At 70.4% G+C, this 24,409-nt stretch carries 27 protein-coding genes and 1 pseudogene; 12 read left to right on the top strand and 16 right to left on the bottom strand.

Features of this window, described 5'->3' with window-relative positions; genetic code table 11:
• The first annotated feature begins 170 nt into the window (after positions 1–170).
• The 4 genes and pseudogenes from ACV7GQ_RS15420 (at position 171) to ACV7GQ_RS15405 (ending at position 3,725) form a co-directional block, all read left to right on the top strand.
• Positions 171–1,025 carry a sulfurtransferase gene (locus tag ACV7GQ_RS15420; protein ID WP_470311100.1) on the top strand — a complete coding sequence of 285 codons (855 nt, stop codon included), beginning with the start codon at positions 171–173 and terminating at the stop codon, positions 1,023–1,025.
• 141 nt (positions 1,026–1,166) lie between these two features.
• Positions 1,167–1,463 (top strand): annotated as a pseudogene (locus ACV7GQ_RS15415) (WNWW family protein); the annotation flags it as partial.
• 326 nt (positions 1,464–1,789) lie between these two features.
• Complete coding sequence (locus tag ACV7GQ_RS15410) at positions 1,790–2,467, top strand: SOUL family heme-binding protein (protein WP_470311099.1); 678 nt, start codon at positions 1,790–1,792, stop codon at positions 2,465–2,467.
• Positions 2,468–2,492: 25 nt separating this feature from the next.
• Positions 2,493–3,725, top strand: coding sequence for an MBL fold metallo-hydrolase (locus ACV7GQ_RS15405; RefSeq protein WP_470311098.1), 1,233 nt, complete (start codon positions 2,493–2,495; stop codon positions 3,723–3,725).
• Between the two features lie 20 nt (positions 3,726–3,745).
• On the opposite strand, the gene ACV7GQ_RS15400 is transcribed toward ACV7GQ_RS15405, so the two are convergent.
• Complete coding sequence (locus ACV7GQ_RS15400) at positions 3,746–3,907, bottom strand: ribbon-helix-helix protein, CopG family (RefSeq protein ID WP_470311097.1); 162 nt, start codon at positions 3,905–3,907, stop codon at positions 3,746–3,748.
• Between the two features lie 82 nt (positions 3,908–3,989).
• Entirely contained in the window at positions 3,990–4,520 is a 531-nt protein-coding gene (locus ACV7GQ_RS15395) for a hypothetical protein (RefSeq protein WP_470311096.1), read from the bottom strand.
• Between the two features lie 77 nt (positions 4,521–4,597).
• Between ACV7GQ_RS15395 and ACV7GQ_RS15390 the strand changes: the two genes are divergently transcribed.
• Both ACV7GQ_RS15390 and ACV7GQ_RS15385 read left to right on the top strand, forming a co-directional pair.
• Positions 4,598–5,833: a DUF2238 domain-containing protein gene (locus ACV7GQ_RS15390; protein ID WP_470311095.1), complete on the top strand. Its 1,236-nt coding sequence runs from the start codon at positions 4,598–4,600 to the stop codon at positions 5,831–5,833.
• Between the two features lie 42 nt (positions 5,834–5,875).
• A complete protein-coding gene (locus ACV7GQ_RS15385; protein ID WP_470311094.1) occupies positions 5,876–6,178 on the top strand; it encodes a cupin domain-containing protein in 303 nt (100 codons plus the stop codon).
• Here the strand turns inward: ACV7GQ_RS15385 and ACV7GQ_RS15380 are convergent.
• The 3 genes from ACV7GQ_RS15380 to ACV7GQ_RS15370 all read right to left on the bottom strand — a co-directional run bounded on the left by ACV7GQ_RS15380 (position 6,175) and on the right by ACV7GQ_RS15370 (position 9,126).
• The gene (locus tag ACV7GQ_RS15380) at positions 6,175–7,260 is read right to left on the bottom strand and encodes a hemolysin family protein (RefSeq protein ID WP_470311093.1); all 1,086 of its coding nucleotides are present in this window, start codon (positions 7,258–7,260) and stop codon (positions 6,175–6,177) included. The two genes, ACV7GQ_RS15385 and ACV7GQ_RS15380, sit on opposite strands and share 4 nt — an antisense overlap.
• A 69-nt stretch (positions 7,261–7,329) precedes the next feature.
• Positions 7,330–8,118 (bottom strand): VOC family protein, encoded by a 789-nt coding sequence (locus ACV7GQ_RS15375; RefSeq protein ID WP_470311092.1) that lies wholly within the window; start codon positions 8,116–8,118, stop codon positions 7,330–7,332.
• 72 nt (positions 8,119–8,190) lie between these two features.
• Entirely contained in the window at positions 8,191–9,126 is a 936-nt protein-coding gene (locus ACV7GQ_RS15370; protein WP_470311091.1) for an oxidoreductase, read from the bottom strand.
• Between the two features lie 80 nt (positions 9,127–9,206).
• On the opposite strand from ACV7GQ_RS15370, the gene ACV7GQ_RS15365 reads away from it, so the two are divergent.
• Complete coding sequence (locus ACV7GQ_RS15365; protein ID WP_470311090.1) at positions 9,207–9,455, top strand: glutaredoxin family protein; 249 nt, start codon at positions 9,207–9,209, stop codon at positions 9,453–9,455.
• Here the strand turns inward: ACV7GQ_RS15365 and thiE are convergent, their stop codons facing one another.
• On the bottom strand, positions 9,456–10,100 hold the full coding sequence (thiE, locus tag ACV7GQ_RS15360; RefSeq protein WP_470311089.1) for a thiamine phosphate synthase: 645 nt from the start codon (positions 10,098–10,100) through the stop codon (positions 9,456–9,458).
• A gap of 158 nt (positions 10,101–10,258) precedes the next feature.
• On the opposite strand from thiE, the gene ACV7GQ_RS15355 reads away from it, so the two are divergent.
• Both ACV7GQ_RS15355 and ACV7GQ_RS15350 read left to right on the top strand, forming a co-directional pair.
• Positions 10,259–11,104 (top strand): PPC domain-containing protein, encoded by an 846-nt coding sequence (locus ACV7GQ_RS15355; protein ID WP_470311088.1) that lies wholly within the window; start codon positions 10,259–10,261, stop codon positions 11,102–11,104.
• A 59-nt stretch (positions 11,105–11,163) separates the two neighbouring features.
• Positions 11,164–12,300, top strand: coding sequence for a site-2 protease family protein (locus ACV7GQ_RS15350; protein ID WP_470311087.1), 1,137 nt, complete (start codon positions 11,164–11,166; stop codon positions 12,298–12,300).
• Here ACV7GQ_RS15350 and ACV7GQ_RS15345 read toward each other — a convergent pair.
• Entirely contained in the window at positions 12,297–13,652 is a 1,356-nt protein-coding gene (locus tag ACV7GQ_RS15345; protein WP_470311086.1) for an aryl-sulfate sulfotransferase, read from the bottom strand. The genes ACV7GQ_RS15350 and ACV7GQ_RS15345 overlap by 4 nt on opposite strands.
• 87 nt (positions 13,653–13,739) lie before the next feature.
• Here ACV7GQ_RS15345 and ACV7GQ_RS15340 point away from each other — a divergent pair, with 87 nt between their 5' ends.
• Complete coding sequence (locus tag ACV7GQ_RS15340) at positions 13,740–14,594, top strand: ZIP family metal transporter (protein ID WP_470311085.1); 855 nt, start codon at positions 13,740–13,742, stop codon at positions 14,592–14,594.
• A 76-nt stretch (positions 14,595–14,670) separates the two neighbouring features.
• Entirely contained in the window at positions 14,671–15,249 is a 579-nt protein-coding gene (locus tag ACV7GQ_RS15335; protein WP_470311084.1) for an NADPH-dependent FMN reductase, read from the top strand.
• Here the strand turns inward: ACV7GQ_RS15335 and ACV7GQ_RS15330 are convergent.
• From ACV7GQ_RS15330 to ACV7GQ_RS15295, 8 genes are all read right to left on the bottom strand, one after another.
• The gene (locus tag ACV7GQ_RS15330; protein WP_470311083.1) at positions 15,246–16,121 is read right to left on the bottom strand and encodes a winged helix-turn-helix domain-containing protein; all 876 of its coding nucleotides are present in this window, start codon (positions 16,119–16,121) and stop codon (positions 15,246–15,248) included. The two genes, ACV7GQ_RS15335 and ACV7GQ_RS15330, sit on opposite strands and share 4 nt — an antisense overlap.
• A gap of 34 nt (positions 16,122–16,155) precedes the next feature.
• Positions 16,156–16,455, bottom strand: coding sequence for a CPCC family cysteine-rich protein (locus ACV7GQ_RS15325; RefSeq protein ID WP_470311082.1), 300 nt, complete (start codon positions 16,453–16,455; stop codon positions 16,156–16,158).
• Between the two features lie 74 nt (positions 16,456–16,529).
• Positions 16,530–16,814: a DUF6360 family protein gene (locus ACV7GQ_RS15320; RefSeq protein WP_470311081.1), complete on the bottom strand. Its 285-nt coding sequence runs from the start codon at positions 16,812–16,814 to the stop codon at positions 16,530–16,532.
• Positions 16,815–16,949: 135 nt separating this feature from the next.
• Positions 16,950–18,101 (bottom strand): nicotinate phosphoribosyltransferase, encoded by a 1,152-nt coding sequence (locus tag ACV7GQ_RS15315; protein WP_470311080.1) that lies wholly within the window; start codon positions 18,099–18,101, stop codon positions 16,950–16,952.
• Between the two features lie 96 nt (positions 18,102–18,197).
• Positions 18,198–18,389 carry a hypothetical protein gene (locus ACV7GQ_RS15310; RefSeq protein ID WP_470311079.1) on the bottom strand — a complete coding sequence of 64 codons (192 nt, stop codon included), beginning with the start codon at positions 18,387–18,389 and terminating at the stop codon, positions 18,198–18,200.
• A 102-nt stretch (positions 18,390–18,491) separates the two neighbouring features.
• Positions 18,492–19,988, bottom strand: a complete 1,497-nt coding sequence (locus tag ACV7GQ_RS15305; RefSeq protein WP_470311078.1) for an ATP-binding protein — start codon at positions 19,986–19,988, stop codon at positions 18,492–18,494.
• Between the two features lie 99 nt (positions 19,989–20,087).
• Positions 20,088–21,422 carry an Hvo_1808 family surface protein gene (locus ACV7GQ_RS15300; protein ID WP_470311077.1) on the bottom strand — a complete coding sequence of 445 codons (1,335 nt, stop codon included), beginning with the start codon at positions 21,420–21,422 and terminating at the stop codon, positions 20,088–20,090.
• On the bottom strand, positions 21,415–22,896 hold the full coding sequence (locus ACV7GQ_RS15295; RefSeq protein WP_470311076.1) for an Hvo_1808 family surface protein: 1,482 nt from the start codon (positions 22,894–22,896) through the stop codon (positions 21,415–21,417). The genes ACV7GQ_RS15300 and ACV7GQ_RS15295 overlap by 8 nt, the downstream gene beginning before the upstream one ends.
• A gap of 80 nt (positions 22,897–22,976) precedes the next feature.
• Between ACV7GQ_RS15295 and ACV7GQ_RS15290 the strand changes: the two genes are divergently transcribed.
• On the top strand, positions 22,977–23,549 hold the full coding sequence (locus tag ACV7GQ_RS15290; RefSeq protein ID WP_470311075.1) for a cysteine hydrolase family protein: 573 nt from the start codon (positions 22,977–22,979) through the stop codon (positions 23,547–23,549).
• Positions 23,550–23,561: 12 nt separating this feature from the next.
• On the opposite strand, the gene ACV7GQ_RS15285 is transcribed toward ACV7GQ_RS15290, so the two are convergent.
• The gene (locus ACV7GQ_RS15285) at positions 23,562–24,392 is read right to left on the bottom strand and encodes a DUF8155 domain-containing protein (protein ID WP_470313172.1); all 831 of its coding nucleotides are present in this window, start codon (positions 24,390–24,392) and stop codon (positions 23,562–23,564) included.
• Between the last annotated feature and the right edge of the window lie 17 nt (positions 24,393–24,409).

Here is a 24,409-nt window from a genome sequence, read left to right as displayed (position 1 = left end):
GGCCCGGCCGGACCATCGCGCTGTCCGCCGTTCCGGCCACCTGCCGTGTGTCTCGTTCACATTGGACGTTCGTGTGATAGAGGCAACATATGCCGTCAGGGGGGAGGAGTGGCCGTACATGCCGCCACTCGTGGTAATATATGTGTGGTGGCCGAACAGTTGGTCGCACAATGACTGATTACGCCAACGACGTGCTCGTCTCGGCCGACTGGGTCAGCGAGCACCTGGACGAGTTCCAGAGCGACGACCCCGCCCACCGACTCGTAGAGGTGGACGTGGACACGGAACTGTACGACGAGAGCCACATCCCCGGCGCCATCGGGTTCAACTGGGAGACGGACCTCCAGGACCAGACGACGCGGGACATCCTCTCGAAGGACGACTTCGAGGACCTGCTGGGCGCCCACGGCATCAGCGAGGACTCCACGGTCGTCCTGTACGGCGACAACTCCAACTGGTTCGCCGCCTACACCTACTGGCAGTTCAAGTACTACGGCCACGACGACGTGAAGCTGCTCGACGGCGGCCGCGAGTACTGGGTCGAGAACGACTACGAGCTCACAGACGAGGTGCCCGAGTTCGACGCCGTCGACTACGAGGCCGCCGGCCCGCGCGAGTCCATCCGCGCCTACCGCGAGGACGTCGAGAACGCCATCGAGCGCGAACTCCCCCTCGTGGACGTCCGCTCGCCCGAGGAGTTCTCCGGCGAGATCCTCGCACCGCCCGGACTGCAGGAGACGGCCCAGCGCGGTGGCCACGTCCCCGGCGCGAAGAACATCTCGTGGGCGGCCGTGACCAACGACGACGGCACGTTCAAGAGCCGCGAGGAGCTCGAGGAGCTCTACGCCGACGAGGGCATCGACGGTGACTCCACCGTCGTCGCCTACTGCCGCATCGGCGAGCGCTCCTCCGTCGCCTGGTTCGCGCTCCACGAACTGCTCGGCTACGACGACGCCATCAACTACGACGGCTCCTGGACCGAGTGGGGCAACCTCGTCGGCGCCCCCATCGAGAAGGGCAGCTAAGTCCGTTCGACAGCGCTCTTTTCTTCGCGTGCTGGTCGGGTAGTCACGTCTCACGCGGCGCCGTCGGGTCCGGCGGGACGAACCGCGTCTCTCGGCACGCGCGGCCCCGCATCTCGGCCGTGGTTTCAAGAGCACGGCCGCCGAGCACTCGCTGTGGACCGACAGGAACTCGAAGCGGTGCTGCGCGAGACGTTCGACGCGGACGGCGAGCCGGTCGCCGTCGTCGCGCGCCAGGCCCGCGACCTGGCCGAGGCCGGGCAGTTCGACGCCGACTTCGACGGCCAACTGACCGTCGAGACCGTCGTCCGGAACCTGCAGGACGCCCCCAACGACTACTCGCTCGTCGAGCGGTGGAACTGGTGGCTGGGTGCGCTGGACCTCTCACACGGCGGCTACGCCCGGTTCAGCGTCCGGCCGGACGTCGACAGCCGGTCGTAGCGGCCGCTCGGACGTCGTGGAAAGCGGAGCGCGATACGCCAGTCAGAATACGCTGAGTCCGTGTGCCTCTCGTGCGTGTTCGAGGAGCTCCTCCGTCGTCTCGAAGTCCTCGCCGCAGCTGCACGTGTGGTACGTCGTCGGTGTCTGCTGGCGTGTCGCCATGACAGGTTCATCTTGTCCCCCAATCATAATAATTGTTTATGTGCTATTGGTAGCGCACCACAATGCGCGTGGTAACAAGGGACACATACCGCAAGAGGGCGGTGCCGTGATTTCGTATTATAGCCTGAGCTATACTTTTCTCCTCGCGGTGCGTCTCGCCACGTATGCCCGCACGAACCCGCACACTCCTCGTGACGCTCGCCGCCGCCGTCACGCTCTGGGTCGGCTGGGGGCTGTATGTCGCCCGCTCGACAGAACGCGTCCCGTACGAGACGCTCGAGGCGTTCGACGGGGTCGAGATACGGCGCTACCCGCAGACGGTGCTCGTCGAGACGACGGCTCCCACGGGCGGCGCGGCGTTCAGACGCCTGTTCCGGTACCTCTCCGGGGCGAACGAGGCCGGCGAGGGCATCGAGATGACCGCGCCCGTGGCGACGGACGGGGCCACCGTCGAGATGACGGTCTCGGTCCGGACCGGCACCGAGGTGTCGATGACGACGCCGGTCCGCACGGACGACGGGGCCGACGGTCCAGTGACGATGGCGTTCTACCTCCCGGCGACGTACACGCCGGCGACGGCGCCGGTGCCGACCGACCCCGCGGTGCGCCTCGTCGTCGACCCACCGCGGACGGCCGCTGTCCGACGATTCGGGTGGTACGCGACCGAGGACCGCGTCGCCCGCGAACGCGACGCACTGCTGTCGACGCTCGCCGACCGCGGTGTCGCGACCCGCGGCGACCCGACCGTCCTCCAGTACAACGACCCGTGGACGCCGCCGTTCATGCGCCGGAACGAAGTCGAGGTCGGCGTCGCCGGCGGGGACTGGACCGACGAGCACTAACCGGCGAGGGTCGTACTCGACGGCGATGGAGGTCCAGTTCCTCGGCGGCGCCGACGAGATCGGCCGGAGCGCCGTCCTCGTGGACGACTCGCTCCTGCTCGACTACGGGATGGCCAGCGAGTCGCCCCCGCAGTACCCCGTCGGCGACGTCGACCCCGACGCCGTCGTCGTGAGCCACGGCCACCTCGACCACGCCGGCGCGGTGCCGGCGCTGATGTCGAGCGGCGACCTGCCGCCGGTCCACTGGACGCCGCCGACCCGCGACCTCGCGACGACGCTCGCCGAGGACACGCTGAAGCTCCACGGGTCGACCCCGCGCTGTCCGTTCACCGACACCGACGTTCGCCGTCTCACGCAGGCGTCGGTGACCCACGGTTACGGCGAGTCCTTCGCGGCCGCCGGCTACGAGGTGACGCTGTACAACGCCGGCCACATCCCCGGGAGCGCGCACGTCCTCGTGGACGACGGGGACTCGCGGTTGCTCTATACGGGCGATTTCCACACCGGCGACCAGCGCCTCGTCGCGCCCTCCACCGCCCGGCCCGAGGCCGACGCCGTCATCTGCGAGTCGACGTACTCGGACGTGACCCACGAGGCCCGCGAGACGGTCGAGCAGCGGTTCGTCGAGAGCGTCCGCCAGACCGTCTGGGAGGGTGGGACCGTCGTCGTCCCGGCGTTCGCCATCGGCCGCACGCAGGAGGCGATGCTCGTCTGTGCGGCCCACGACGTCGACTGTTACGTCGACGGGATGGGCCAGCGCGTCACCGAGCAACTGAAGCGCCACCCCGAGTACCTGCGGGACGCCGACGCCCTCGCGGGGGCGACCTCGGCCGCCCGGTTCGTCGACGGCCGCGACGGCCAGCGGAAGCGTATCGCGAAGCAGAACACCGTCATCATCACGACCAGCGGGATGCTCTCGGGCGGCCCGGCGATGACCTACGTCCCGGCCATCCGCCAGCACCCGACGAACAAGGTGGCGCTGACCGGGTACCAGGTCGAGGGGACGCCCGGCCGCGAACTCCTGGAGACCGGCAGTGCCGAACTCGACGGGCGCGTGCTGCCGGTGAGCGCGCAGGTGGAACTCCACCAGTTCTCGGCCCACGCCGACCGCGAGGGGCTACTGGACTTCCTCGATAGCTACCGTGACACGGCCGTGCTGGTCAACCACGGCGACCGGACGGCGGCCTTCGCCGACGCGTTACGTGCCGACGGCTTCGCCGCGAGCGCGCCCGGACTCGGCGAGACGGTCGAACTCTGACGCGGGCGACGGCGCCGCGCTCACTCCTCCTCGTGGGTCTTCAGCCACTCGTCCAGCAGGTCGCGGATGGCGGCGTCGCGGTTGTCGCGGTGGTCGGCGAAGGCCTTCTCGTCGATAGCCGCGAGCGACTCCTCGTCCAGTTCGAGTTCGACCTCTTCGAGGTCGAGGAACGTCTCGTTCATCGGGTTCGAAACAGGACGCGGGCGGGTAAATACTCTCGTCAGACGGGTGTCCTGCGTTCGTGTGACACGGGCCGGCACACCCTCAGTGCAACGTCCCCTCGCGCTCGGCCACGTCGTAGGCGAACAGGGCGTACCCGACCTCGTCGACGTCGTACCCCGTCTCGGCGGCGACCTCCCGAATCGGACCGAGCATCGTCACGTAGTCCGCCGCGTCGAACGACTCCTTGCGCCCCTCGAGATAGCCCAGTCGCTCGAGCGAGGCCCAGACGCGCGTGTCGACGACGGCGTGGCGCTCGGGGTCCAGCGCGGTCAGCACCGCCGACGCCGTCGGCGCCTTGAACCCAGAGAGCCCGGCGAGGAGCTGCACCTTCGAGAAGTCGGCCTCGACGCGCCGGACGTCGCGCGTGACCTCGCGACAGCGCTCCTCGGGGTTCGACTCGACGTGGTAGGCGCTCCGCGTCGAACTGGCGTACGCGATGTCGTACAGCTGCTCGCGCGTGAGGTACCCCTGCTCGCGGTAGGTCGCCCCCACCTCGTCCAGCCAGTCCGGGTCCAGCCCTTGTGTCTGTGCGTACGCGGCCAGCGACGACTCGACGAGCGACTGTAGCTCCATGCCGCCCCGTTCGGCCGACCGGCTGTTGAGCGTTCGGACTCGGTTCGTTTTTCAGTCGCGCGCCGGTCGGTCCGACGATGGCAACGCTCCGGTCGCTCCTCCGGTCCAACCGGTCCGACGCGCTGGTCGCGTGGCTCTCGACCGCGGTGCTTGCGGGTGCCGCCGGGCAGTTCCTCCTGCTCGGCGAACCGGACTGGGCGGCGCTCGTCCTCTGTCTCGTCGCCGTCGTCCTCGTCGTGCCGGTCCACGAGCGCGACCCGGCGACGACCTTCCCGGGCGAGCTGGTGGCGGCCGTCTCGCTCCCGGTCGCGGTCCGCGCGGCCGGCCTCGCGCCCGCCGTGACCCCGTTCCTCGCCGTCGCGGGGCTGGCCGTACTGGTCGCCGTCGCCCTCGACGCGTTCACGTCGCTGTCGATGACGCCGCGGTTCGCCGTCGTCTTCGTCGTCGTGACGACGATGGCGTTCGCGGGCGCGTGGGCGGTCGCCTCGTTCGCCGCCGACTCGCTCCTGGGGACGGCGTTGCTGACGGACAAGACGGAACTGATGTGGGACCTCGTGGGCGCGACCGGCGCCGGGGTGGTCGCCGGCGTCGTCTTCGACCAGTACTTCGAGCACTCGGCCCGCGTCGACCACCTCCGGGCGGACGCCGACCGCGAGTCGACGGCGCCCGACGGCCCGACGGTGTCGGCCGACGGCGACCGGCGTGCGCGCCTCGCCGCCCGGGCACTCCAGTTCGTCCTGATTGGCGTCGGCGGGGTCGCACTCCTCCGGCGGGACCCGACGCTGCTCGTCAACAGCGGGGGCCCGCTGGCGGTCACGCTCCTGCCGGCACTGTTCCGACGGGAGTACGACTACCGGATGCACTCGGGGCTGGTGCTGTGGCTCGCCCTCGCGTCGACGCTGCACGCCGTCGGCGCGGTCGGGCTCTACCAGTCGCTGGGCTGGTACGACAGCCTGACCCACACGGTGTCGGCGACGCTCGTGGCCGGCATGGGCTACGCCGTCGCCCGCGCCGTCGAGGACCACACCGGCGCCGTGTCGTTCGACCGGGGGTTCCGGGCGACGTTCGTCGTCCTGTTCGTCCTCGCCGTCGGCGTCGGCTGGGAGATACTGGAGTTCGCCAGCGGCGGCCTCGCGACCCTGGTCGGCGGCGAGGCCGTCCTCGCCCAGTACGGCACGACGGACATCGTCAACGACCTCGTGTTCAACACCGTCGGGGCCGTCGTCGTGGCGCTCTGGACCAGTTCTCACTTCGAGGGGGTCGCGGCCCTGCTCTCCGACCGCGTCGGGGCCCTCGCCCGGCGCGAGGAGTGACGGGCCGCAACCGACACCACGGCGGCGGCCGAACGCACGGCCATGGAACGCACGCATCTCGACTTCGACCGCTACTTCGAGGTCGTCATGGAGACCGCCGAGGCACAGGCCGCCGAGATGACCGTCGACCCCGGCCGGCGCGTCGGCGGTCCGGAGAACTACCACGCCGACAGCGACCAGTGGCTGTTCGTCGTCTCTGGCACCGGCCTCGTCACCGTCGACGGGGCGACCGAACGCGTCGACGCGGGCGACCTGGTCCGCATCGAGGCCGGCGAGCGCCACGGCATCGAGAACGACGGCGAGACCCCGCTGGAGACGGTCAACTTCTACACGCCGCCGCGTTAGGCCACGCCGGCCTGTTCGTCCATCGGGTCGCGGATGTCGCCGACGACGGCCTCCAGCGCGTCGGTGACGGTCAGCATCCCGAGGACCTCGCCGTCCTCGAGGACCAGCGCGAGCTCCTGGCTCTCGGCCTGGAACCGGTCGATGGCGTCGCTGACGCTGGTGTCCGCCGTCATCGTCATCGGCGGGGCGGCGACGGCCTCGAGGTCGATGCCGTCGAGTAGGGTGCCGTCCAGCGGTTCCTCGCCCTGCTCGCGGACGAGTTCGGGGACGTAGACGATGCCCAGGAAGTCGTCGAGGCTCTCGCCGACCAAGGGGTACCGTGTGTGCGGCGTCTCGGCGACCCGGCGGGCGTTCTCGGTCTCGCCGAGCGTCGTCGACAGGACGACCATCTCCTCGCGGGGGACCATCACGTCCCGGACCTGCTGGTCGCCGGCGTGCAGGGCCGCCAGCACCTCCTCGCGGCGCTCCTCGGAGAGGTCGCCCTCGTTCAGCACCGACCCGAGCTTGTTCCGGAGGTCCGCGCGGGACTCGATGACGTCCTCCTCGGTCTCGAGCCACGCCCCCGTCATCTCGACGCCGAACAGTTTCAGCGTCCACTTCGCGACGGCGTCGCCGAGCGTGATGAGCGGCGAGATGAGCCAGTTGAACCAGTACAGCGGCGTCGCCCCGTAGCGACAGACGAACCGCGCCCGCTCGACCCCCAGATACGTCGGCGTCTGCTCGCCGTGGGTCAGGTGGACGAGGTTGATGATGAGGAAGGCGATGGTCGCTCCGAGGCCGATGCCGGCGAGCCGCGACCCGGCGAACACCGGCTCGAACAGCGCCGCGAGCGCGGGTTCGGCGACGATACCCACCGCGATGGAGGAGGCGGTGATGCCGACCTGACAGGTGGTGAGGTATATCTCGAGGTCGTTGGTCATCTCCCACGCTCGCTCCAGGGCGGCGTTGCCGCCGCGCACGAACTCGTCTTCGGTGAACTGCCGGGCCCGCGTCAGCGCGAACTCGATGGCGACGAAGAAGCCGTTGGCGAGGATGAGGCCGAGGCCGGCCAGCAGTCTCGCTACGATTTCGACGGGTTGCATCGGCCGGTGGTTCTCCCCCGGCCGTGGAAAAGGTGGTGTTCGGCCCCGACGGGCCGCCACGCGGCGTGCTCAGAACGGGAACAGCGAGTCGGCCTCGGGGTCGCGCTCCAGCAGTTCTATCTCGTGGCCGTCCGGGTCCTTCGTGAACGCGTACATGTCGTCACAGGACTCGGGGTCGCGGTAGTCCTCGGCCTCCCGGGTCATGAGCTGGTCCCAGTCGTCCTGTAAGTCGTCGAGTCGGACACAGAGGTGGCCCCAGCCGTCGCCCATCTCGTAGGAGCGGCCGTCGTAGTTGTAGGTGAGTTCGACCGACATCTCCTCGGGGGCGGCGTCGGTCGGTTCGACGAAGTAGTTCGCGAAGGTGTCGGCCTCCCAGCGGCCCACCTCGTCGTAGCCGAACTTCCGGGTCCAGAAGCCCAGCGCCTCGTCGGCGTCCTCGACGCGGATCATCGTGTGGTCGAGGCTCCACTTCGCGCCGTGGTCGCGCTGGACGATCTCGACCTCGTGGCCGTCCGGGTCCTTGACGAACGCGTAGCGGCCGCCGCAGGACTCGGGGTCGCGGTAGTCCTCGACGCCCTCGTCCATCAGTTGCTCGTAGGCCGCTTCGAGTTCGCCCTCGGGGACCCGCACCGCGATGTGGCCCCACGCGTCACCGATGTCGGGCGTCTCGCCCTCGTTGTGGGTGATCTCCAGCATCGCGCCGTCCTCGTGCATCTCCTCGGGCCCGAGGTAGACGATGGTGAACCCGTCGCCCTCGTAGCGGTCCTTCTCCTCGTAGTCCAGGTGGGTCTGGTACCAGTCCAGCGACTCCTTGAGGTCGGCGACGCGGATCATCGTGTGGTCGAGTGTACCGTCCATACGCTCCCACAGTACCCGGGCAAACAAAAGCGGTCGGCTCGAGCGCCGAGTCGGTCGCCTGTCCGCGGCCGCTCACCCGCCGAAGTCGTAGGTGACGCCGGTCAACTCCTCGGAGACGTCCCAGAGCCGCTCGGCGTCGGCCTCGTCCCGCGAGGCCGCGTTCGACTGCTGGAACTCGGGGTGGCCGCGCATGTCCAGCAGGCCGTCGGGCCCGATGTACTCGCCTCCGATGACGTCCTCGGCGGTCGCGGCGTACAGCATCGGGAGCGCCCCCTGTGCGGCCGACTGGCCGAACAGCGCGTTGGCGACCTTCATCCCGGCCATCCGGAGCGACGACCCCATCTCGCGAGGGCCGCGGAACTGGAGGTCCGTGTCGGCGTACCCTGGGTGACAGGCGACGCTACGGACGTCGTCGCCGTTCTCGTCCAGCCGCCGTTCGAGTTCGTAGGCGAACAGGAGGTTCGCCAGTTTGCTCTGCCCGTAGGCCGCCCACTTCCCGTAGTCCCGCTCGGACTGGAGGTCCGCGAAGTCCATCTCGCCCATCTCGTGGGCGCCGGAGGACTGCGTGACGACGCGGGCCTCGCCGTCGCTCGCCCGCAGGGCCGGGAGCAGGCGGCCGGTCAGCGCGAAGTGGCCGAGGTGGTTCACGCCCAGTTGCATCTCGAAGCCGTCGGCCGTCTCCTGTCGCGGGATGGCCATCACGCCGGCGTTGTTACAGAGGACGTCGACCGCGTCGTAGTCCTCGCGGACGCCCTCGGCGAACGCCGCGACGCTGTCGAGGTCGGCGAGGTCACACTCCCGGACGTCGAGGTCGCCGCTGCCGTCGGCGCGGCGAATCTCCGAGGCGGCCCGCTCGCCCCGGTCGACGCTCCGGCACGCCATCACGACGGTCGCGCTCTTCCGGGCGAACGCCTTCGTTCCCTCGTAGCCGAGGCCGCTGTTGGCCCCGGTCACGACCACGGTCCTGTCGGTCATCGTCGGCATGTCGTCGGCTGTCCACCCTGCCATACCTCTCCGTTGGGCCGAACACACAGAAATCCCTCGACAAGCCGCGGGACATTTGCCCGTCGAGCGGCTACGGACCGGTGATGAGCGACGTGTCCGTCACGGTGTACACGCGCGAGGACTGCCACCTCTGTGCGGAGGCCGTCGACACCATCGAACGGGTCGCCGGCGAGGAGGGGGTCGCGCTCGACCTCTCGCTGGTCGACGTCGACACCGACGACGAACTGCGCGACGAGTACGGCGAGCGCGTCCCGTACGTCCTGCTGGACGGCTCGCCGGCGTTCAAGTACCGCGTCGACGAGCGGCGACTCCGGCGGAAGCTGACCGGGTAGTCACCGCTCGGCTTTCCCCCGTTCGACCGCCTCGCGGAGCGCCGCCGTCGCCGCCGCCGGGTCGTCCGCCTCCGTGATGGCGGTGATGACCGCCACGCCGTCGGCCCCCGCACGGGTCACCTCGCCGGCGTTCTCGGCCGTGATGCCGCCGATGGCGACCACCGGGATGTCGACGGCAGCAGCGACGTCGGCCACTCGGTCCGGCCCGATGCCGTGTTCCTCGTCGGGGATGTCGTCTTTCGACCCGGTGGCGTACACCGCGCCGACGCCCAGATAGTCCGCGCCGGCCGCCTCGGCGGCCTCGGCGTCCGCGACGAACGAGACGGAGCGCCCGATTATGGCGTCCTCGCCCAGTAGCTCGCGGGCCACGGACACCGACAGGTCGTCGTCGCCGAGGTGGACGCCGTCGGCGTCCAGCGCCTGCGCGAGGTCCACGCGGTCGTTGACGACGAAGGGGACGCCGGCCTCGCGGGTCAGCTCGCGAATCTCGCGTCCCATCTCGTAGCGCTCGCGGACGGTGCGGTCCTTCTCGCGCAACTGGACGACGCCGACGCCGCCCGCGACGGCCGCCTCGACTATCTCGCGGGTGGTCCGGCCCGCCGACAGCGACTCGCCGGTCACCAGATACACGTCCCAGTCGACCATGGCCGTGACTCCGGGCGGCGGCGTTCTGACTCTTGCGTTCCGGGCGTGGCGTCCTCGCGGTCCGTTTCGGCCGCTTTAGCGAGTCTACCGTCGATAAGTGGGAGTTACCGACTCCCGGCCCGCGCATAACTAACCGTCGGTCGAGAGTGCCAGCGACCATGCGAGCAACGAGACGCGCGCTCAGAGCGCTGGCGATGACCGCCGTCGTCTGCCTCGCCGCGACGGCGGCGGTCGGCAGCGGCGGCGCACAGACCGACGCGCCGCCGCCCGACTTCGAACCGAACGACGACTTCGGGAACGCGACGGCGCTCGACCCCGGCACCTACACGGGGCTGAACGTCACGGCGGGCGACGTCGACGTCTACGCGGTCGACCTCTCGGCCGGCGAGTCGCTGTCGGCGGCCATCGACTTCGCACACGCCGAGGGCGACCTGGACCTGTTCCTCTACGGGCCGGACGGGACGCTCCAGCAGACCAGCGCCTCGACGACCGACGGCGAGTCCGTCTCGACGGTGGCCGGCGTCGCGGGGACGTACTACCTCGTCGTCTTTGGCTTCGAGGGGGCGACCGCGACCTACGACCTGCGGGTCGACACCGCGGACGGGACGCCGGGCGGCGGGCCCGACCGGTTCGAACCCAACGACGACTTCGGGAACGCGACGGCGCTGGACCCGGGCGAGTACGCCGACCTGAACGTCACCGACGGCGACGTCGACGTCTACTCGGTCGCCCTCGCCAGCGGCGACCCGCTCTCCGTGCGCCTGAACTTCTCGCACGACCGCGGCGACCTCGACCTGTTCCTGCTGGGCCCCAACGGGTCGGTGCTCCAGTCGAGCACGTCGGTCACCGACGGCGAGAGCGTCTCGTATCTCGCCGGCGAGACGGGGACGTACTACGTCGTCGTCGTGGGCTTCCAGAACGCGACGAACGACTACGCCCTCGCCGTGACGGTGGGGGCCCCGCCGCCGACCGACACCAGTTCGGCCCGGACGGCCGAGCCCTGAGGCCCCTCGCCCCGTTCTCGTGCCGAAGTTATTAGCCACAGGCAGTCGTCTCCCCCTCCGTGCGAAACTACCACGTCACGACGGTGTGGGGCATCCCCATCCGCGTCAACATCTCACTGCTCGTCTTCCTGCCGGTGCTCGCCTGGCTCATCGGGAGCGGGTCGCAGATAGAACTGTACGCCGGCCTCGTCGGCGGCCTCGCCGGGACGACGCTCGACCTCGCCCGCCTGCAGGCCGGGTCGACGCCGTGGCTCGTCGGCACGCTCGCCGCGGTCGGCCTGTTCGTCAGCGTCACGTTCCACGAACTCGGCCACGCGTGGGCGGCGATGCGCTACGACCTCGAGGTCGAGTCCATCACGCTGTGGATCCTCGGCGGCCTCGCGAGTTTCAAGCAGATGCCCAGAGAGTGGAACCGCGAGTTCTGGATAGCGGTCGCCGGCCCGATAACCAGTATCCTCGTCGGCGCCGTCTGTTACGCCGGCCTGCTGGCGCTGCCGGCCAGTGCGACCGTCTCGCTGTTCGTCGTCGGCTGGCTGGCGGTGACGAACGTCTTCCTCGCGGTGTTCAACATGCTCCCGGCGTTCCCGATGGACGGCGGCCGCGTCCTGCGGGCGCTGCTCGCGCGCTCTCGCCCGTACGCCTCCGCGACGCGCATCGCCGCCCGCATCGGGACGGCCTTCGCGGTCCTGTTCGCCGTCGTCGGTGCGCTCTCCTTTAGCCCCCTGTTGCTCCTGCTCGCGCTGTTCATCTACGCCGCCGCGACGGGCGAGTCCCGGACCGTCGCGCTGTCGGACCTGCTCGACGGCCTGACCGTCGGCGACGTGGCCCGGCCGACGGCGCTGACCATCGAGGCCGACGCCAGCGTCGAGGAGCTGGTCGACCGGATGTTCGCCGACCGCTCGACGGAGTTCACCGTCACGCAGAACGGCGAGGTGGTCGGCGTCGTCACCGTCGCCGACTTCCACGCGCTCTCGCAGGCCGAGCGCTCCTCGGACACCGTCGCCGACCTGATGGAGACGGACCTGCCGCGACTGGCTGCCGACCTCTCGGCGTTCGACGCGCTGGTCGCGCTCGACACGTCGCGGGCGAGCGCCGCCCTCGTCGAGGGACCGGACGGCGTCCACGTCGTCTCCCGGGAGGACTTCGCCTCGGCGATGGAGATGCGCCGCCTCGTCGGGACCGGCGACCCCTTCTAGTCGCGCTGGCGGTACCAGTCGACGCTCCCGGCGGCCACCCCGAGTAGCGCGACGACCGAGAGCGCGAGGTGGGCCTCGCCGAACCAGAACGGCACCCACGGCGCCACCGCCCGGACGCCGACGAGCGCCAGCGAGAGCCCCGGAATCCGCCCGCCGTCCGTCGCCGTCCCGGTACCGGTCGCCGCCTCGGTGGCGGTTCCGGTCCCGTCCTCGCCACCCGTCGTCCCGTACAGCTGGGCGCCGACGCGCTCGCCCTCCGGGAGGCGCTCGGCCTCGTAGGGGATGGGCGAGTCGTCGGGGGTCCCCGTGCTCCAGACGACGGTGCCGTTCGGCGTCACCTCGAACACGCGCTTGTTCAGCGTGTCGGTGACGAGCGTGTTGCCGTTGTCCAACCGGTCGGCGTCGCGGGGCCAGTGGACGTCGATACCGCCCGCCCGTTCCAGCGTCCAGGCCGGTTCCCAGCGGCCGTCCTCGCGGTGGAGTTCGACCACGCGGTCGTTGTCCGAGTCCGCGACGAGGACGGCGCCGTCGCCCAGCCACTGGGGGTTGTGCTGGTGGTCGAGTATCTCGGGGTTCCCACAGCGGACGTCGCCGTCGCCGTCGAAGTCCGAGAGCTGGCCGCCGACGCGGCAGCTGCTGTCGTCGCTCCCCCGGTCCTCGTTTATCACCTCGACGACGCCCGCGCCGCGCTCTACCAGCAATATCTGGTTGGCGTTGCGCACCGAGACGAGGTAGTGCGTCCCGTTGACCGCGTCGACGTCGTTGATGTGGAGCCAGTCGCGCCTGGTCACGTCCGGCGGCGCGTCGTAGAACGAGGAGGCGTTCCACTGCCAGGTCACCTCGCCGTCCCGGACGGTGAAGACCCGCTCGTGTTCCATGTCCGAGAGCAGGTACTCGCCGGAGTCCAGCAGCTCGACGTCGTGGGTCTCGCTGTTCTTCGCGGTCCGGACCGGGAAGGCGTACTCGTCGACGACGCTCGGCCCGCCGGCGGCGTCGGGGTCGATGATGCGGAACCCGGTCTTCGTACAGGGGGCATCGTAGGGGGCACACCCGGACTCGTATCCCGAGTGCATGAACCCGGCCATCACGGTGCCGTCCGGCAGCATCGTCACGTCGAAGTAGCTGTCGGCGCTGTCCTCGCGCCACGCGATAGACCCGTTCTCGACGAGGTAGACGCTCCCCTTCTCGTGCCACCCGGGGCCGCCGCCCTGCGACCCGACGAGCGTCGCGCCCTCGCTGCCGTCGCCGGCGACGCCGCGCTCCGGCGCCGTCGCCGCACCGACCGCGAGCGTTCCGGCGAGGAGGAGGCAACTCAGAGCGACGAGGGCGACACCGCGCGTGGCACGTTCCATCACCCGCGACTCGGCCCACGGCGGAAAAAAGCCTTCCGGGGTCGGCGGGCGGTAGCTACAAATCCCACGCCGACGCACGCCACGACGATGCAGTCTGGACTCGCCGAGACGTTCTCGTCGCTCGTCGGCACCGATCCGCTCGTCACGGGGCTGGTCGGCGGCCTCGTCATCGCCGGCATGAACCTGTTCGGGGCGTCGCTGGTGTTGGTGTGGCGGGACCCCTCTCAGGAGGCGCTCGACACCGCGCTGGGGTTCGCCGCCGGCGTCATGCTGGCGGCGGCGTTCACGAGCCTCATCATCCCCGGCATCGAGGAGTACTCCGGCGGCAACCCCGTCCCGACGCTCGTCGGGGTCGGCCTCGGGGCGCTCTTTCTCGACCAGGCAGACCGCTTCCTGCCCCACGCGCACTACCTCCTGACCGGGAACAAGCGTGCGGACGCCGCCGCTCCGAGCGAGTCGCTGCCCGTCGACGACCAGCGACTGGCCGGGGTCGTCCTGTTCATCCTCGCCATCACGCTCCACAACGTGCCCGAGGGACTGGCCGTCGGCGTCGGGTTCGGCGCGGCGGCCACCGACCCGTCACAGCTGGGCGGGGCGCTGGCGCTGATGCTCGCCATCGGCATCCAGAACATCCCGGAGGGCCTCGCGGTGTCGGTGGCGGCCGTCAACGCCGGGCTGGACCGCCGGCTCTACGCCGTCGTCGCGGGCCTCCGGGCCGGCGTCGTCGAGATCCCGCTGGCGATTCTGGGCGCCGTCGCCGTCACGCTGGTCGCACCGCTCCTCCCCTACGCGATGGGCTTCGCGGCGGGTGCGATGCTGTTCGTCATCTCCGACGAGATAATCCCGGAGACCCACCGGAGCGGCCACGAACGCATCGCGACGCTGGGGCTCATGGCCGGCGCTATCGTCATGCTGTACCTGGACATCTCGCTGGCCGGCTGAACTGCGTTTCAGTAAGCGACGTTACAGAAATGTAACTCTCCAAACACTAAGGGGGACGCCACTCCTCGACTCGGATATGTCACCGACCACTTCCCGACCGCTGGTCGTCGGCGTCGTCGGGAGCCTGAACGACGACAGTGTCACTCGCAAAGCGACCCAGTGTGCCCTCGCGGCTGCCCGGCGACGCGGTGCCGACACCGAGTTACTGGACCTGCGCGAGTACGACCTGCCGACGTTCGACCCGAACGCGGCCCCGCCCGCGGACGCCGAGGCGCTCACGGACCGCATCGAGGCCGCGGACGCGGTGTTGTTGGGGACGCCGATGTACCACGGCTCTTACTCGTCGCCGCTCAAGACGGCCCTCGACTACTGCGGCTTCGACGAGTTCGAGGACACGACCGTCGGCCTGCTGGCAGTCTCCGGCGGCGGGTTCCCCCTGCCCGCCCTCGAACACCTCCGGGGTGTCTGTCGGGCGTTCGAGGCCTGGGTCCTCCCACAGCAGGCCGCTGTCACCGACTCGCACGCTATCGACGGCGACCTCCCCGACTCGGACCGCGAACGACTGACCGACCTGGGCGAACAGGCCGTCGCCTACGCCGGTATCGAGCCGACCCACCCCGCCGAGCAGTGCCCCGGCGTCCCCGCTGACGACTAGTCGAACGCCGTGACCGCCAGCGCCTCGTCGACGACGGCCACGCGCGTCTCCTCTCCGGCGGCGACGGTCACCGCCACCTCCCACGGGTCGTCGTCCCGGACCGTGACGGTGTCCGGGTCGACGACGAACGGCAGTTCCCACACCCGTTCGGCGCGGAGGTCGACCCCGTTCTCGTAACAGAACCCCTGTACCGCCGGGTGCGACAGCAGGGGCGCCCCCGGGGGGACGTTGCCGTGGAAGCTACACTGCTGACAGTCGAGGCCGACGGTGACGGGGTGGCCCGGCACGTCGACGGCCTTCGGCGGCGCGTCCGTTCTGACCCACCGCCTGACGCGTCCGGCACAGACCGGGCAGACGTCGGCCTGTGCCTGCGCCCACGCGTCGCGTGCCACCCGGTCGAAGACCCGCGCGATCTCGTCGCCGCTCCGGTCGACCAACCCGCCGGGGTCGAAGGGGTGGCGCAGGTGTCGTCGCTCGCACTCGACGCAGGCGATTCGGCCGCCCCTGAGCGTGTCGTACGTGAACGCCAAATCGCCGCCGCAGTCGAGACACGACCCCGACACCGGCTCGGCCTCTAGCCCGTCCTGTCGGTGGAACGCCCCGTTGTGGATGGCGTCCACCACCCGGTGGCCGGGATAGGTCAGCGCGTAGACGCCGTCGGCGGTCTTCGCGACGAACCGTCCCTCCAACTTCGAGAGGTGGTAGTTGAACTTCCCGCTGTCACGCTCACCGACGCGCTCGCGCAGCGTCGAGAACGAACAGCGCGTGCCGTCGGCGTCGCCCAGTGCTCGGAGGATACGGATGCGAAGCTCGTGGCCTACGAGCGCGAACGCCTCCTCCGGCGAGATGTCCGTCCGTCGCTGGTCGCCCATACCCGGCGCGTTGCCGCGCGTCGCTAATAGTGGTTCACCTGTCGTACGGCCAGTTGGGGTCCCGGTCGAACCCGTCGGCGGAGACGCAGGCCTCGACCTCGTCCGGGTCGCAGGCCCCGTGTTCCCGGAAGTTCTCCCGCGCCGTCGCCAGCGAGACGTGGTTGGTGTCACTGACGTAGTCGACGTCGCCGAACTGGGTCGGGTCGTCGAGCCAGTGACACACCGGACACACCTCGTAGGACCCCGGGCGTCCCTTCGGGAGTGTCCGGTAGCCACAGCACGGGCAGTACCCCAGTTCCCGTGCGGCGGGGTTGCCGGGCGTGTCGGTCGACATGGCCCGTGGTAAGTGACGACACATCAAAGAACTATCGGGTCGTTCACGCCCGCCGACGACCGCACGACGGCGGCCTACTCGGACTGTGCGGCCTCGACCTTGGCGGCGTACTCCTCGAGTTCGGCCGCGAGTTCGCGGGCCTGTGCCGCCGAGAGGGTGACCGAGTCGGCGTGGGGCTCCACCGCGTCCAGCTGCGTGTTGTCCATCTCCAGCTGGAGTTCGACGTGGTCGGGGTCCTTCCGGGGTGCGGTGACGTTCAGCACTGCGAGTGCCTCCTCGTCGAAGCCGTGGCCCTCTACCTCGCCGTCGAGCAGGTCGAACGTCGTGTACGCGTTGACCTTCATGATGCGGTCTGCCATACCCGCTCGTAGCGTCGCTGTGAACTTAACCTCGGCCACTCGGTCCGACGGCGGGACTGCGGTGGCGTGAGTGGGGACCGGTCGCGTCGCTGGCGGCACCGGTCGGCCGGGGTACCGGCAGACGCTGCCGGCCGGTCAGTCGTCGCCGAACCCGACCGACTCGGCGTCGGCGGCGGCGCGCTCGATGGCCGCGTCGAGGTCGAACTCGCGGACGACCTCGCCGTCCCGGATGAGCGGCTCCATCAGCGACTCGGCGTCTGCGGGGCCCTCGCGGGCGGCGAGGCCGACGTGGTGGCCGCCGTCGGCGGTCCGGTACACCGACTTCTTGCCGGTCAGCTTCCCGCGCTTCGCGGCAGGCTCGCCGTCGACCTCGACGATGTCGAGCGAGAAGTCGAGCGGGTCGGCGTTCGAGACGTAGCTCCCGACGCCGAAGCCGTCGGCCACGTCCCGCAGGCTCCGGAGCTGCTCGGGGCCCAGTCCGCCGGAGAGGAAGATGTCCACGTCCTCGTGGCCGTGGGCGTCGAGCGTCCAGCGCACTTCGCGGACGATGTGCCGGAAGTCCCCGCGGCGAGAGCCGGTCGTGTCGAGACGCACGCCGTCCAGTTCCTCGACGGCGGCGACCGCCCGGAGTGCCTCGTCTACCTCGTCGGTGTAGGTGTCGGTCAGCGCGATTCGCGGCGTCGACTCGGGGACGGCCTCGTCGAAGGCCTGCCACGCCGCCTCCTGTCGCCCGCGGCCGAAACAGATGACCAGCGCGTGGGGCATCGTCCCGCCGGCCTCGCGGCCGAGGACGTCGCCGGCCGCGACGTTCGAGAAGCCGTCCAGGCCGCCCAGCAGCGCCGAGCGCTCGATCATCGCGCCCAGCGACGGGTGGACGTGCCGGGACCCGAACGAGAGGAGCGACGTCTCGGGGGCCGCCCGGCGCGCCTCCAGCGCGCGGGTCGCGACGCCCGTGGGGTGAGAGAGAAAGCCCAGCAGCGCCGTCTCAAGCCGACAGAACTCCCGGTACGGTCCCTCGAGCCGCACGACCGGGCCACCGTCGAACAGCTGGCCCTCCGGGAGGGCGTCGACGTCTATCGCCCGTCCCTCGAGCAGGTTCGCGGCGTCTTTCAGGCCGGCCAGTAGCTTCCACGTCCCCGTGGCGAACTGGTTGGCGGTCACCTCTGCGACCACGTCCGGTTCCTTCCCCGCGTGGTCCAGCGCCTCCATCGTCCGGTCGAAGTAGGCGTCGGTCGCCCGGCCCTCCCGGATCGCCTCGGGCGGCACGACGTCGAACTCCTCGCTCATACCCGGCCTTCGGAAGGTAGTTCAAAAAGGACCCCGGTCCACCGGTCGTCGCGGCGTGCCCGCTGGGTCACGGGGGAGTCCGCGCGGCGGCGACGGTCACTGCCCGGCGAGTTCGGACCGCGTGGGCTCGCCGGTCGTCGCCTCGATGAGCGCCTCGCTTATCTCGCTCTTGCGGTGTGACACCTGCAGGTGGACGTAGACGTCGGTCGTGGTCTCAGCGCGATGCTCACACAGCGGGCAGCCGTACGTCGTCTCGGGTCGCTCCATCGTCTGTGACGGTGTGTGCATCGTTCCGAATGGTGTTCCTCAAACTACAATAATCTGTCTATCAGTCTACCTGTGGGTGTCGGGCTCGCCACCCAACCGCCTGACGGCGCCGGCCGTCGTCGCTCACTCGTGTGCGTCGGCGACCGGCAGGGTCAGCGTCACGACCGTCCCGCGCGGGTCTCTGTCCGTGAAGTCCAGCGACCCGCCGAGGTCGCGGAGAATCCAGCTGACCTCCCAGAGGCCAAGGCCGCTCGTGTGCTCGAGCTGCGACCGGTCCCGTTCGTCCTGGAGCAGTTCGGCCTCACGGTCGGGTATCCCGGGACCGTCGTCGGCGATACGCAGGTCGACGTACCCGCTCTCGGCGGTGCCGTCGGCGCTGATCTCGACCGACGGGTCGTCGGCGTCGTTGTGGACGACGGCGTTCTCGACGACGTTGCCGACAGCGACCGGCAGCGCGTCGTTCCCCCTGACAGCGGGCGTGTCCGCGAGCGAGACGGTGACGTCGAGGCTCGGGTGGGCGGCGCGAACCGGCTCGACGCCGTCCCCGACGACGTCGGCCAGCTCCACCGCGTACGGTTCGTACTCCCCGGAGACGACCTTCTCGACCTCTCTCGTCTGCTCGCTTATCTGCCGGAGGTCGTCGATAGCCCCCTGGATGTTCTCGGCCAGGGACTCGGACTCGCCGTCGAGCGTGTCCTCGAGCACCTCCGCCGTCCCGTACGCCACGTCCATCCGGTTACGGATGTCGTGGCGCAGCGTCCGCGAGAGCACCTGGAGGCGCTCGCGGCGCTGCTTTCGGTCGGTGACGTCGACGTAGTAGGCGTACTCCTCCTCCTCGGTCTCGTCGTCGATGGGCGCCGTCACGCGGACGAACTCGCGCTGTCCGTAGTCCGTCTCCAGCGTCACCTCGACTTCGGTCCAGTCGCTCCCGCCGGCCCCGGCGGCGGACTGCGGGGCCACCGACCGCTCCTCGCCGTCGATACGCTCCGGTTCCTCGTCGGGCGGTCGCAGGACGTCGCGGAGGTCCCGCCCGGCGAGGTCGGACTCGGTGTAGCCGAACACGTCCTCGAACGCGGGGTTGACCATCTCGACCCGGACCTCCTCGTCTTCGAACCGGACGGCGATGACCGGGTTCGGGACGTTCTCGAACAGGGCCACGAACTTGTCCCGCTCGCGCGCGAGCGTCCGCTCGGTCGCCAGTCTGTCCGCGTCGTACAGGCCGAGGCCGAGGCCAGAGAGCACGGTCAGGCCGGTGATGGCGACCACGACGATGAGTGGCTTGAACCGCGACTGCAGCGCCTGCGCGCCGAGGACGAGGGCCGCCGTGACACCGACCGCGCCGACGGCCACCCCGACCCACCGGCTCATCCGCTCGACCTGCAGGCGGTCGGCCTCGGTCGCGAACCAGTACCCCGCGCCGACCAGCGAGAGGCCGATGCTCAGCGAGACGGTGTTCTCGAGCAGGGTCGTCCACAGCGGGTCGGCCTGCCGAACGGCGTCGGCGTAGACGTCCCCGACGCCGGTCGCGAGGATGCCGGCCCCGGCGAGGACGACGACCGTCCCGACCACGGCCCGCCGTCCCGTCGCCGTCCCCATCAGTGACCCGCCTCTGTGCGCCATCGGTAACTACGGCCCCCTCGGTCACCCGTCACTGGGAGACAGTACGACCGACCGGCGTATAAACGGCCCCCCGATACAGATAGGGGCGCCCGACCGCGCTCAGGACCCGCGTGGCCGGTGAATCCCGTCTAAATCCGCGACCGTCGGGCCGTTGACGATGCGGACGGTGTCGCCCGACCGGGTGACGCGGAAGGCGTCCGCGAACGAGCTGCTGTCGGGGACGACGTAGACGTTCGTGCGAGGCTGGGTCGCCCCGTGTTCCTCGACCAGCGCCGCCCGGTAGGCCCGCGCGAACTGGCGGGCGTCCTCCTCGGAGTCCCACGTGCTCACCCAGACGTAGCCGCCGGCGCCCGAGGCGTTGTGGTACGGCACGACGCTGTCGCCGGCCCAGCCCGCCGACGGCTCGCTCTGGTAGCGGTAGCGACTGGCGTCGGTCTGGTTGTTGTGGTACATCGTGGCGAAGATAGAGGCCTCGCCGACGGTGTCGGCCACCGGGTCGTGGTCGAAGCGGTCCCACTCGTCGTTCGAGCGGTCCGGGACCGTGACGTTCTCGGGGGCCTCGTCGGGGTACTTCTCCGGGTGGATGACCTGTTCGGTGCTCTCGGGGTACTGCTCGTAGACGGCGTCGACGGCGTCCCACCCGCCGTCGCCGTAGACGCTGTCGATGAACGTCGGCCCGGTCGCGTAGGGCTGGTAGATGACGGTGAACAGACCGGGGTACCGCGGGCCGCTACCGCCGCCGCCACCGCCGCTCCGCTCGGGCCGGGCGATGCAGCTCCAGTCGTCCTCACAGCGGCGCTGATAGAGGTACTGGACGTAGTTCGCGTCTCCCTCGACGAGCCCGTCGCGGGCCAGCTGCTGGTCCTGGGTCTCGGCGGAGCCGTTCAGTCCGAACTGCTGGTCCTGCAGCGCGTGGACGAGCTCGTGTGCCAGCGTCCGCCGGTCGATGTGGGGCGTCTCGGTGGGGCTGACGATGACGATCTCGTCACGGCTCGGGGAGTAGAACCCCTGCACGGACGACGAGAGCGTGTCGTCGATGGCCTCGCTGCTCCCCGAGTCCTCGCCGATGAGCAGCAGCGACTCCCACACCTGGTCGTTCCACGGGTCTTCCGGCGGACCGGCCGAACTCCCGTTGCCCCGCGAGCGGTTGCGGTACTCGGCCCGCGAGATGACGTCGACGGGGACCGTCTCGGTGAACTCGCGGTCGCGGAGCCGCTCGACGCGGGCCATCGTCCGGGCGGTGACGGCCTCGCGCTCGCTCTCGTTGAGGCCGTCCTCGGTGGTCACGTCGACCGGGTCGTCGTACCAGTAGCCGTTCTCCCAGCCGATGGTGTCCTCCCCGTTCGGGGCGTCGGGGTGGTCGTTGCCGCCGAAGGCGGGGACGGTACAGCCAGCGAGGACGACAGTCAGTACGAGTAGTAGTTCCTTACGCATCGTAGACCTCGGTCAGTTCCGGTTCCGTCGGCGCGTTGACGACGGTGACGGTGTCGCCGGAGACGTGGACGGCGACGGCGTCGGTGAACGGGCTCGACTCGGCCAGCACCCACGTGTCGTCCGCGGTCCGGGTCCCGCCCCAGTGTGCGAGGACGGCCGACCACGTCCGGGCGAACGCCGCGGCGTCCGCCTCCGTCTCCCAGACGGTGCGCCAGACGTAGGCCGTCTCCGACCCGTCCGTGTAGACGTGCATCCGGCCGCCGTCCCACCCGGTCGTCGCGGGGAGGGCGTAGTTGTACGGGTCGGTGTCGTCGAGCGCGTTCCCGTCGTAGTTGAACACGTCGCGCTGGGTGACGACGGCCGACTCGTTGTAGTCGTCGGCGAGCGTGTACGCCGCCGTCGCGGCGATGGCCGACGGGCCGACGACGGCGTAGTCGGGCCGCCCGGTCGCGGGTCTGACCCGCTCCCACTCGTCGGTCGAGCGGTCGGCCAGCGTCACCTCACGCGGCTCCCAGTCGGGGTACTCGGCCGGCGTGATGACCTCGCGGGCGCCGTCGGGCGTCTCGTCGTAGGCGTCGTTCACCGCGGTCCACCCGCCGCGGTCGCGGAGGTCCTCGACCAGCCCCGCCCCGTCGCTGTACGGGAAGTACAGCAGGAAGCCGAGGCCGAAGTGTCGGTCCCCGCCACCGCCGCCACCGGCCGCCCCCGGCAGGCACTCCCACTCGGCGCCACAGCGGGCGGTGTAGTCGTCGGTCGTCGCCACGGCGTCGCCCTCGACGAGGCCGTTGCGCCCCTGTATCGCGTCCCGCGTCCGTGCGTCACTGTCGAGGCCGAACCGCTGGTCCTGCAGCGCGTGGACGAGTTCGTGTGCCAGCGTCGACTCCGCTATCGTGGGCGTCTCCGCGTCCGAGACGACGACGATGGCCTCGCGGCTGGAGCTGTAGTACCCCAGCACGCTCGACCCAAGTTCGCTCCGCTGGACCGCGATGGCGTCCCGGGCCTCGCCGACGAGGAACAGCGCCTCGAACTTCGCGTTGTCGAACCGGCGGAGCGACTCGCCGGGGTCGCCGCCGTGGCTCCGGTTGCGGTACTCCGCACGCGAGACGACGGTGACCGGTACCGTCCGCTCGAACTCCAGTCCCCTGACGAACTCGACGCGGGCCATCGACCGGGCGACGACGGCGGCCCGTTCGCTCTCGTTGAGGCCGTCCTCGGTGGTCACCGCCAGCGTCTCGTTGTGCCAGACGCCGTCCTCCCAGCCGCGGACGTCCGTCTCGGGGTCCGGCGGCGCCGTCTCGCTCGCACGGTCGTCGCCGTCGCTCTCGTTGGTGTCGAGGTCCAGCGTGAACACCTCGTCGGCCGTCGGGGTCGGCGTCGCCGTCCGGTCGGGCGAACCGAGGCTGCCCCCGAACCCCTGACACCCGCTGAGCAGGAGGGCGACGGCACACAGGAGGACGACGGACTGGCGGCGCATCTACCCTAGCGAGGGGGAGCGCGGTGAAAAGTCACACGCCCGGAGTAAGGTTGGTAGGCCTCGCGGCCGAACCGTCGGCTATGCGACTGGACTCGACCCAGACGGCCGTCGTCGTGGTGGACATGCAGAACGGCTTCTGCCACCCCGACGGCAGCCTCTACGCACCGGACAGCGGGGCGGCCGTCGACCCGGTCGGCGAGCTGGTCGACCGCGCCCGCGAGGCCGACGCGAGCGTCGTCTTCACCCGCGACGTCCACCCGCCCGAACAGTTCGAGGGGAACCACTACTACGACGAGTTCGAGCGGTGGGGCGAACACGTCGTCGAGGGGTCGTGGGAGGCCGACCTCGTCGACGAACTCGACCCCCGGCCGGCGGAACTGGTCGTGGAGAAACACACCTACGACGCCTTCCACCGGACGCAACTGGAGGGGTGGCTCGACGCCCACGGCATCAAGGACCTCGTCGTCTGCGGGACGCTGGCGAACGTCTGTGTCCTCCACACGGCCGCCAGCGCCGGCCTGCGGGACTACCGGCCAGTGCTCGTCGAGGACGCCGTCGGCTTCATCGAGGCCGACCACCGCGAGTACGCCCTCGACCACGCCGACTGGCTGTTCGGCGAGGTGACCGAGCGCGACGCCGTCGAGTTCGCCTGAGCGACCGCCGCTTCAGCGCCGTTCCACGGTGACGTCGACGCGCTCGCCTACCGAGAGGTCGACGTCCTCCCCGACGAGTTTCACGCCGGCGTCGTCGCGCGAGCAGAACAGCGCCAGCCCCGTCACCGGGTCGCCGTTCGCGGCGACGGTCACGTCGTCCCACGCCACCGTTCGGCCGTCGGCGGTGCCGACCTGCTGGCCGGCGACGCTCGCTCGCGTCGGCCCGTCGCCCGCACCGGCGCCCAGCACCCCGCCCCACTCGTAGTGCGGGAGGCCGCCGTCGAGGACGCCGCCCCCGTCGTTGGCTACGCCCGCGAACCGCTCCCCGGGGGCGGGATGGGCGGGGCTGTCGAGTCGCGCCCACGTCTCGCCCGCCTCGACGACGGTGCCGGTCCCGTCCCAGGCCAGCGGTTCGACGTCGACACCCACCTCGACCGGCAGCGACCCCGACGCCCGGTAGGGGTTCGCGTCCTGCTCTCGGAACCCCAGATGGACGTGGTTCGGGACCCACGGCGCGAAGAAGCCCGCTCTGACGAGTTCCCCGAGGTCGGCGCCGACGGCCACGCTGTCACCGGGTTCGACGCTCGGGTCGACGTGGAGCATCCGGGCGACGTACTCGCCGGTGTCGACCAGGAGCAGGTGGTCCTGCTCGGCGGCGTAGGGTTTCGGCGGCGCACGCACCGCCTTCGTGTCCAGCACCTCGCCGGCGACGGGCGAGGGCGCCCGGGACCCCTCTGGGTAGAGGTCTATCGCGCACCCCTCGTCGTGGGCGTCGAACGGGGAGTTGTACAGCGAGAAGCGGTAGTAGCGGTGGAGCACGTCCGCGGCGACGGTGACGGCCATCGGCGACCGCTTGGGTG

The organism is Haloarcula sp. MBLA0163 (genome assembly GCF_055632435.1).
Note: the sequence above shows the minus strand (reverse complement) of the source record. Positions and strands in the feature narration are given on the sequence as shown.

Excerpts from the sequence above, each read along its gene's own strand:
- ACV7GQ_RS15420 (WP_470311100.1), top strand. The coding sequence starts at position 171 with ATGACTGATTACGCCAACGACGTGCTCGTCTCGGCCGACTGGGTCAGC.
- ACV7GQ_RS15410 (WP_470311099.1), top strand. The coding sequence starts at position 1,790 with ATGCCCGCACGAACCCGCACACTCCTCGTGACGCTCGCCGCCGCCGTC.
- ACV7GQ_RS15405 (WP_470311098.1), top strand. The coding sequence starts at position 2,493 with ATGGAGGTCCAGTTCCTCGGCGGCGCCGACGAGATCGGCCGGAGCGCC.
- ACV7GQ_RS15400 (WP_470311097.1), bottom strand. The coding sequence starts at position 3,907 with ATGAACGAGACGTTCCTCGACCTCGAAGAGGTCGAACTCGAACTGGAC.
- ACV7GQ_RS15395 (WP_470311096.1), bottom strand. The coding sequence starts at position 4,520 with ATGGAGCTACAGTCGCTCGTCGAGTCGTCGCTGGCCGCGTACGCACAG.
- ACV7GQ_RS15390 (WP_470311095.1), top strand. The coding sequence starts at position 4,598 with ATGGCAACGCTCCGGTCGCTCCTCCGGTCCAACCGGTCCGACGCGCTG.
- ACV7GQ_RS15385 (WP_470311094.1), top strand. The coding sequence starts at position 5,876 with ATGGAACGCACGCATCTCGACTTCGACCGCTACTTCGAGGTCGTCATG.
- ACV7GQ_RS15380 (WP_470311093.1), bottom strand. The coding sequence starts at position 7,260 with ATGCAACCCGTCGAAATCGTAGCGAGACTGCTGGCCGGCCTCGGCCTC.
- ACV7GQ_RS15375 (WP_470311092.1), bottom strand. The coding sequence starts at position 8,118 with ATGGACGGTACACTCGACCACACGATGATCCGCGTCGCCGACCTCAAG.
- ACV7GQ_RS15370 (WP_470311091.1), bottom strand. The coding sequence starts at position 9,126 with ATGGCAGGGTGGACAGCCGACGACATGCCGACGATGACCGACAGGACC.
- ACV7GQ_RS15365 (WP_470311090.1), top strand. The coding sequence starts at position 9,207 with ATGAGCGACGTGTCCGTCACGGTGTACACGCGCGAGGACTGCCACCTC.
- thiE (WP_470311089.1), bottom strand. The coding sequence starts at position 10,100 with ATGGTCGACTGGGACGTGTATCTGGTGACCGGCGAGTCGCTGTCGGCG.
- ACV7GQ_RS15355 (WP_470311088.1), top strand. The coding sequence starts at position 10,259 with ATGCGAGCAACGAGACGCGCGCTCAGAGCGCTGGCGATGACCGCCGTC.
- ACV7GQ_RS15345 (WP_470311086.1), bottom strand. The coding sequence starts at position 13,652 with ATGGAACGTGCCACGCGCGGTGTCGCCCTCGTCGCTCTGAGTTGCCTC.
- ACV7GQ_RS15340 (WP_470311085.1), top strand. The coding sequence starts at position 13,740 with ATGCAGTCTGGACTCGCCGAGACGTTCTCGTCGCTCGTCGGCACCGAT.
- ACV7GQ_RS15335 (WP_470311084.1), top strand. The coding sequence starts at position 14,671 with ATGTCACCGACCACTTCCCGACCGCTGGTCGTCGGCGTCGTCGGGAGC.
- ACV7GQ_RS15330 (WP_470311083.1), bottom strand. The coding sequence starts at position 16,121 with ATGGGCGACCAGCGACGGACGGACATCTCGCCGGAGGAGGCGTTCGCG.
- ACV7GQ_RS15325 (WP_470311082.1), bottom strand. The coding sequence starts at position 16,455 with ATGTCGACCGACACGCCCGGCAACCCCGCCGCACGGGAACTGGGGTAC.
- ACV7GQ_RS15320 (WP_470311081.1), bottom strand. The coding sequence starts at position 16,814 with ATGGCAGACCGCATCATGAAGGTCAACGCGTACACGACGTTCGACCTG.
- ACV7GQ_RS15315 (WP_470311080.1), bottom strand. The coding sequence starts at position 18,101 with ATGAGCGAGGAGTTCGACGTCGTGCCGCCCGAGGCGATCCGGGAGGGC.
- ACV7GQ_RS15310 (WP_470311079.1), bottom strand. The coding sequence starts at position 18,389 with ATGCACACACCGTCACAGACGATGGAGCGACCCGAGACGACGTACGGC.
- ACV7GQ_RS15305 (WP_470311078.1), bottom strand. The coding sequence starts at position 19,988 with ATGGCGCACAGAGGCGGGTCACTGATGGGGACGGCGACGGGACGGCGG.
- ACV7GQ_RS15300 (WP_470311077.1), bottom strand. The coding sequence starts at position 21,422 with ATGCGTAAGGAACTACTACTCGTACTGACTGTCGTCCTCGCTGGCTGT.
- ACV7GQ_RS15295 (WP_470311076.1), bottom strand. The coding sequence starts at position 22,896 with ATGCGCCGCCAGTCCGTCGTCCTCCTGTGTGCCGTCGCCCTCCTGCTC.
- ACV7GQ_RS15290 (WP_470311075.1), top strand. The coding sequence starts at position 22,977 with ATGCGACTGGACTCGACCCAGACGGCCGTCGTCGTGGTGGACATGCAG.
- ACV7GQ_RS15285 (WP_470313172.1), bottom strand. The coding sequence starts at position 24,392 with ATGGCCGTCACCGTCGCCGCGGACGTGCTCCACCGCTACTACCGCTTC.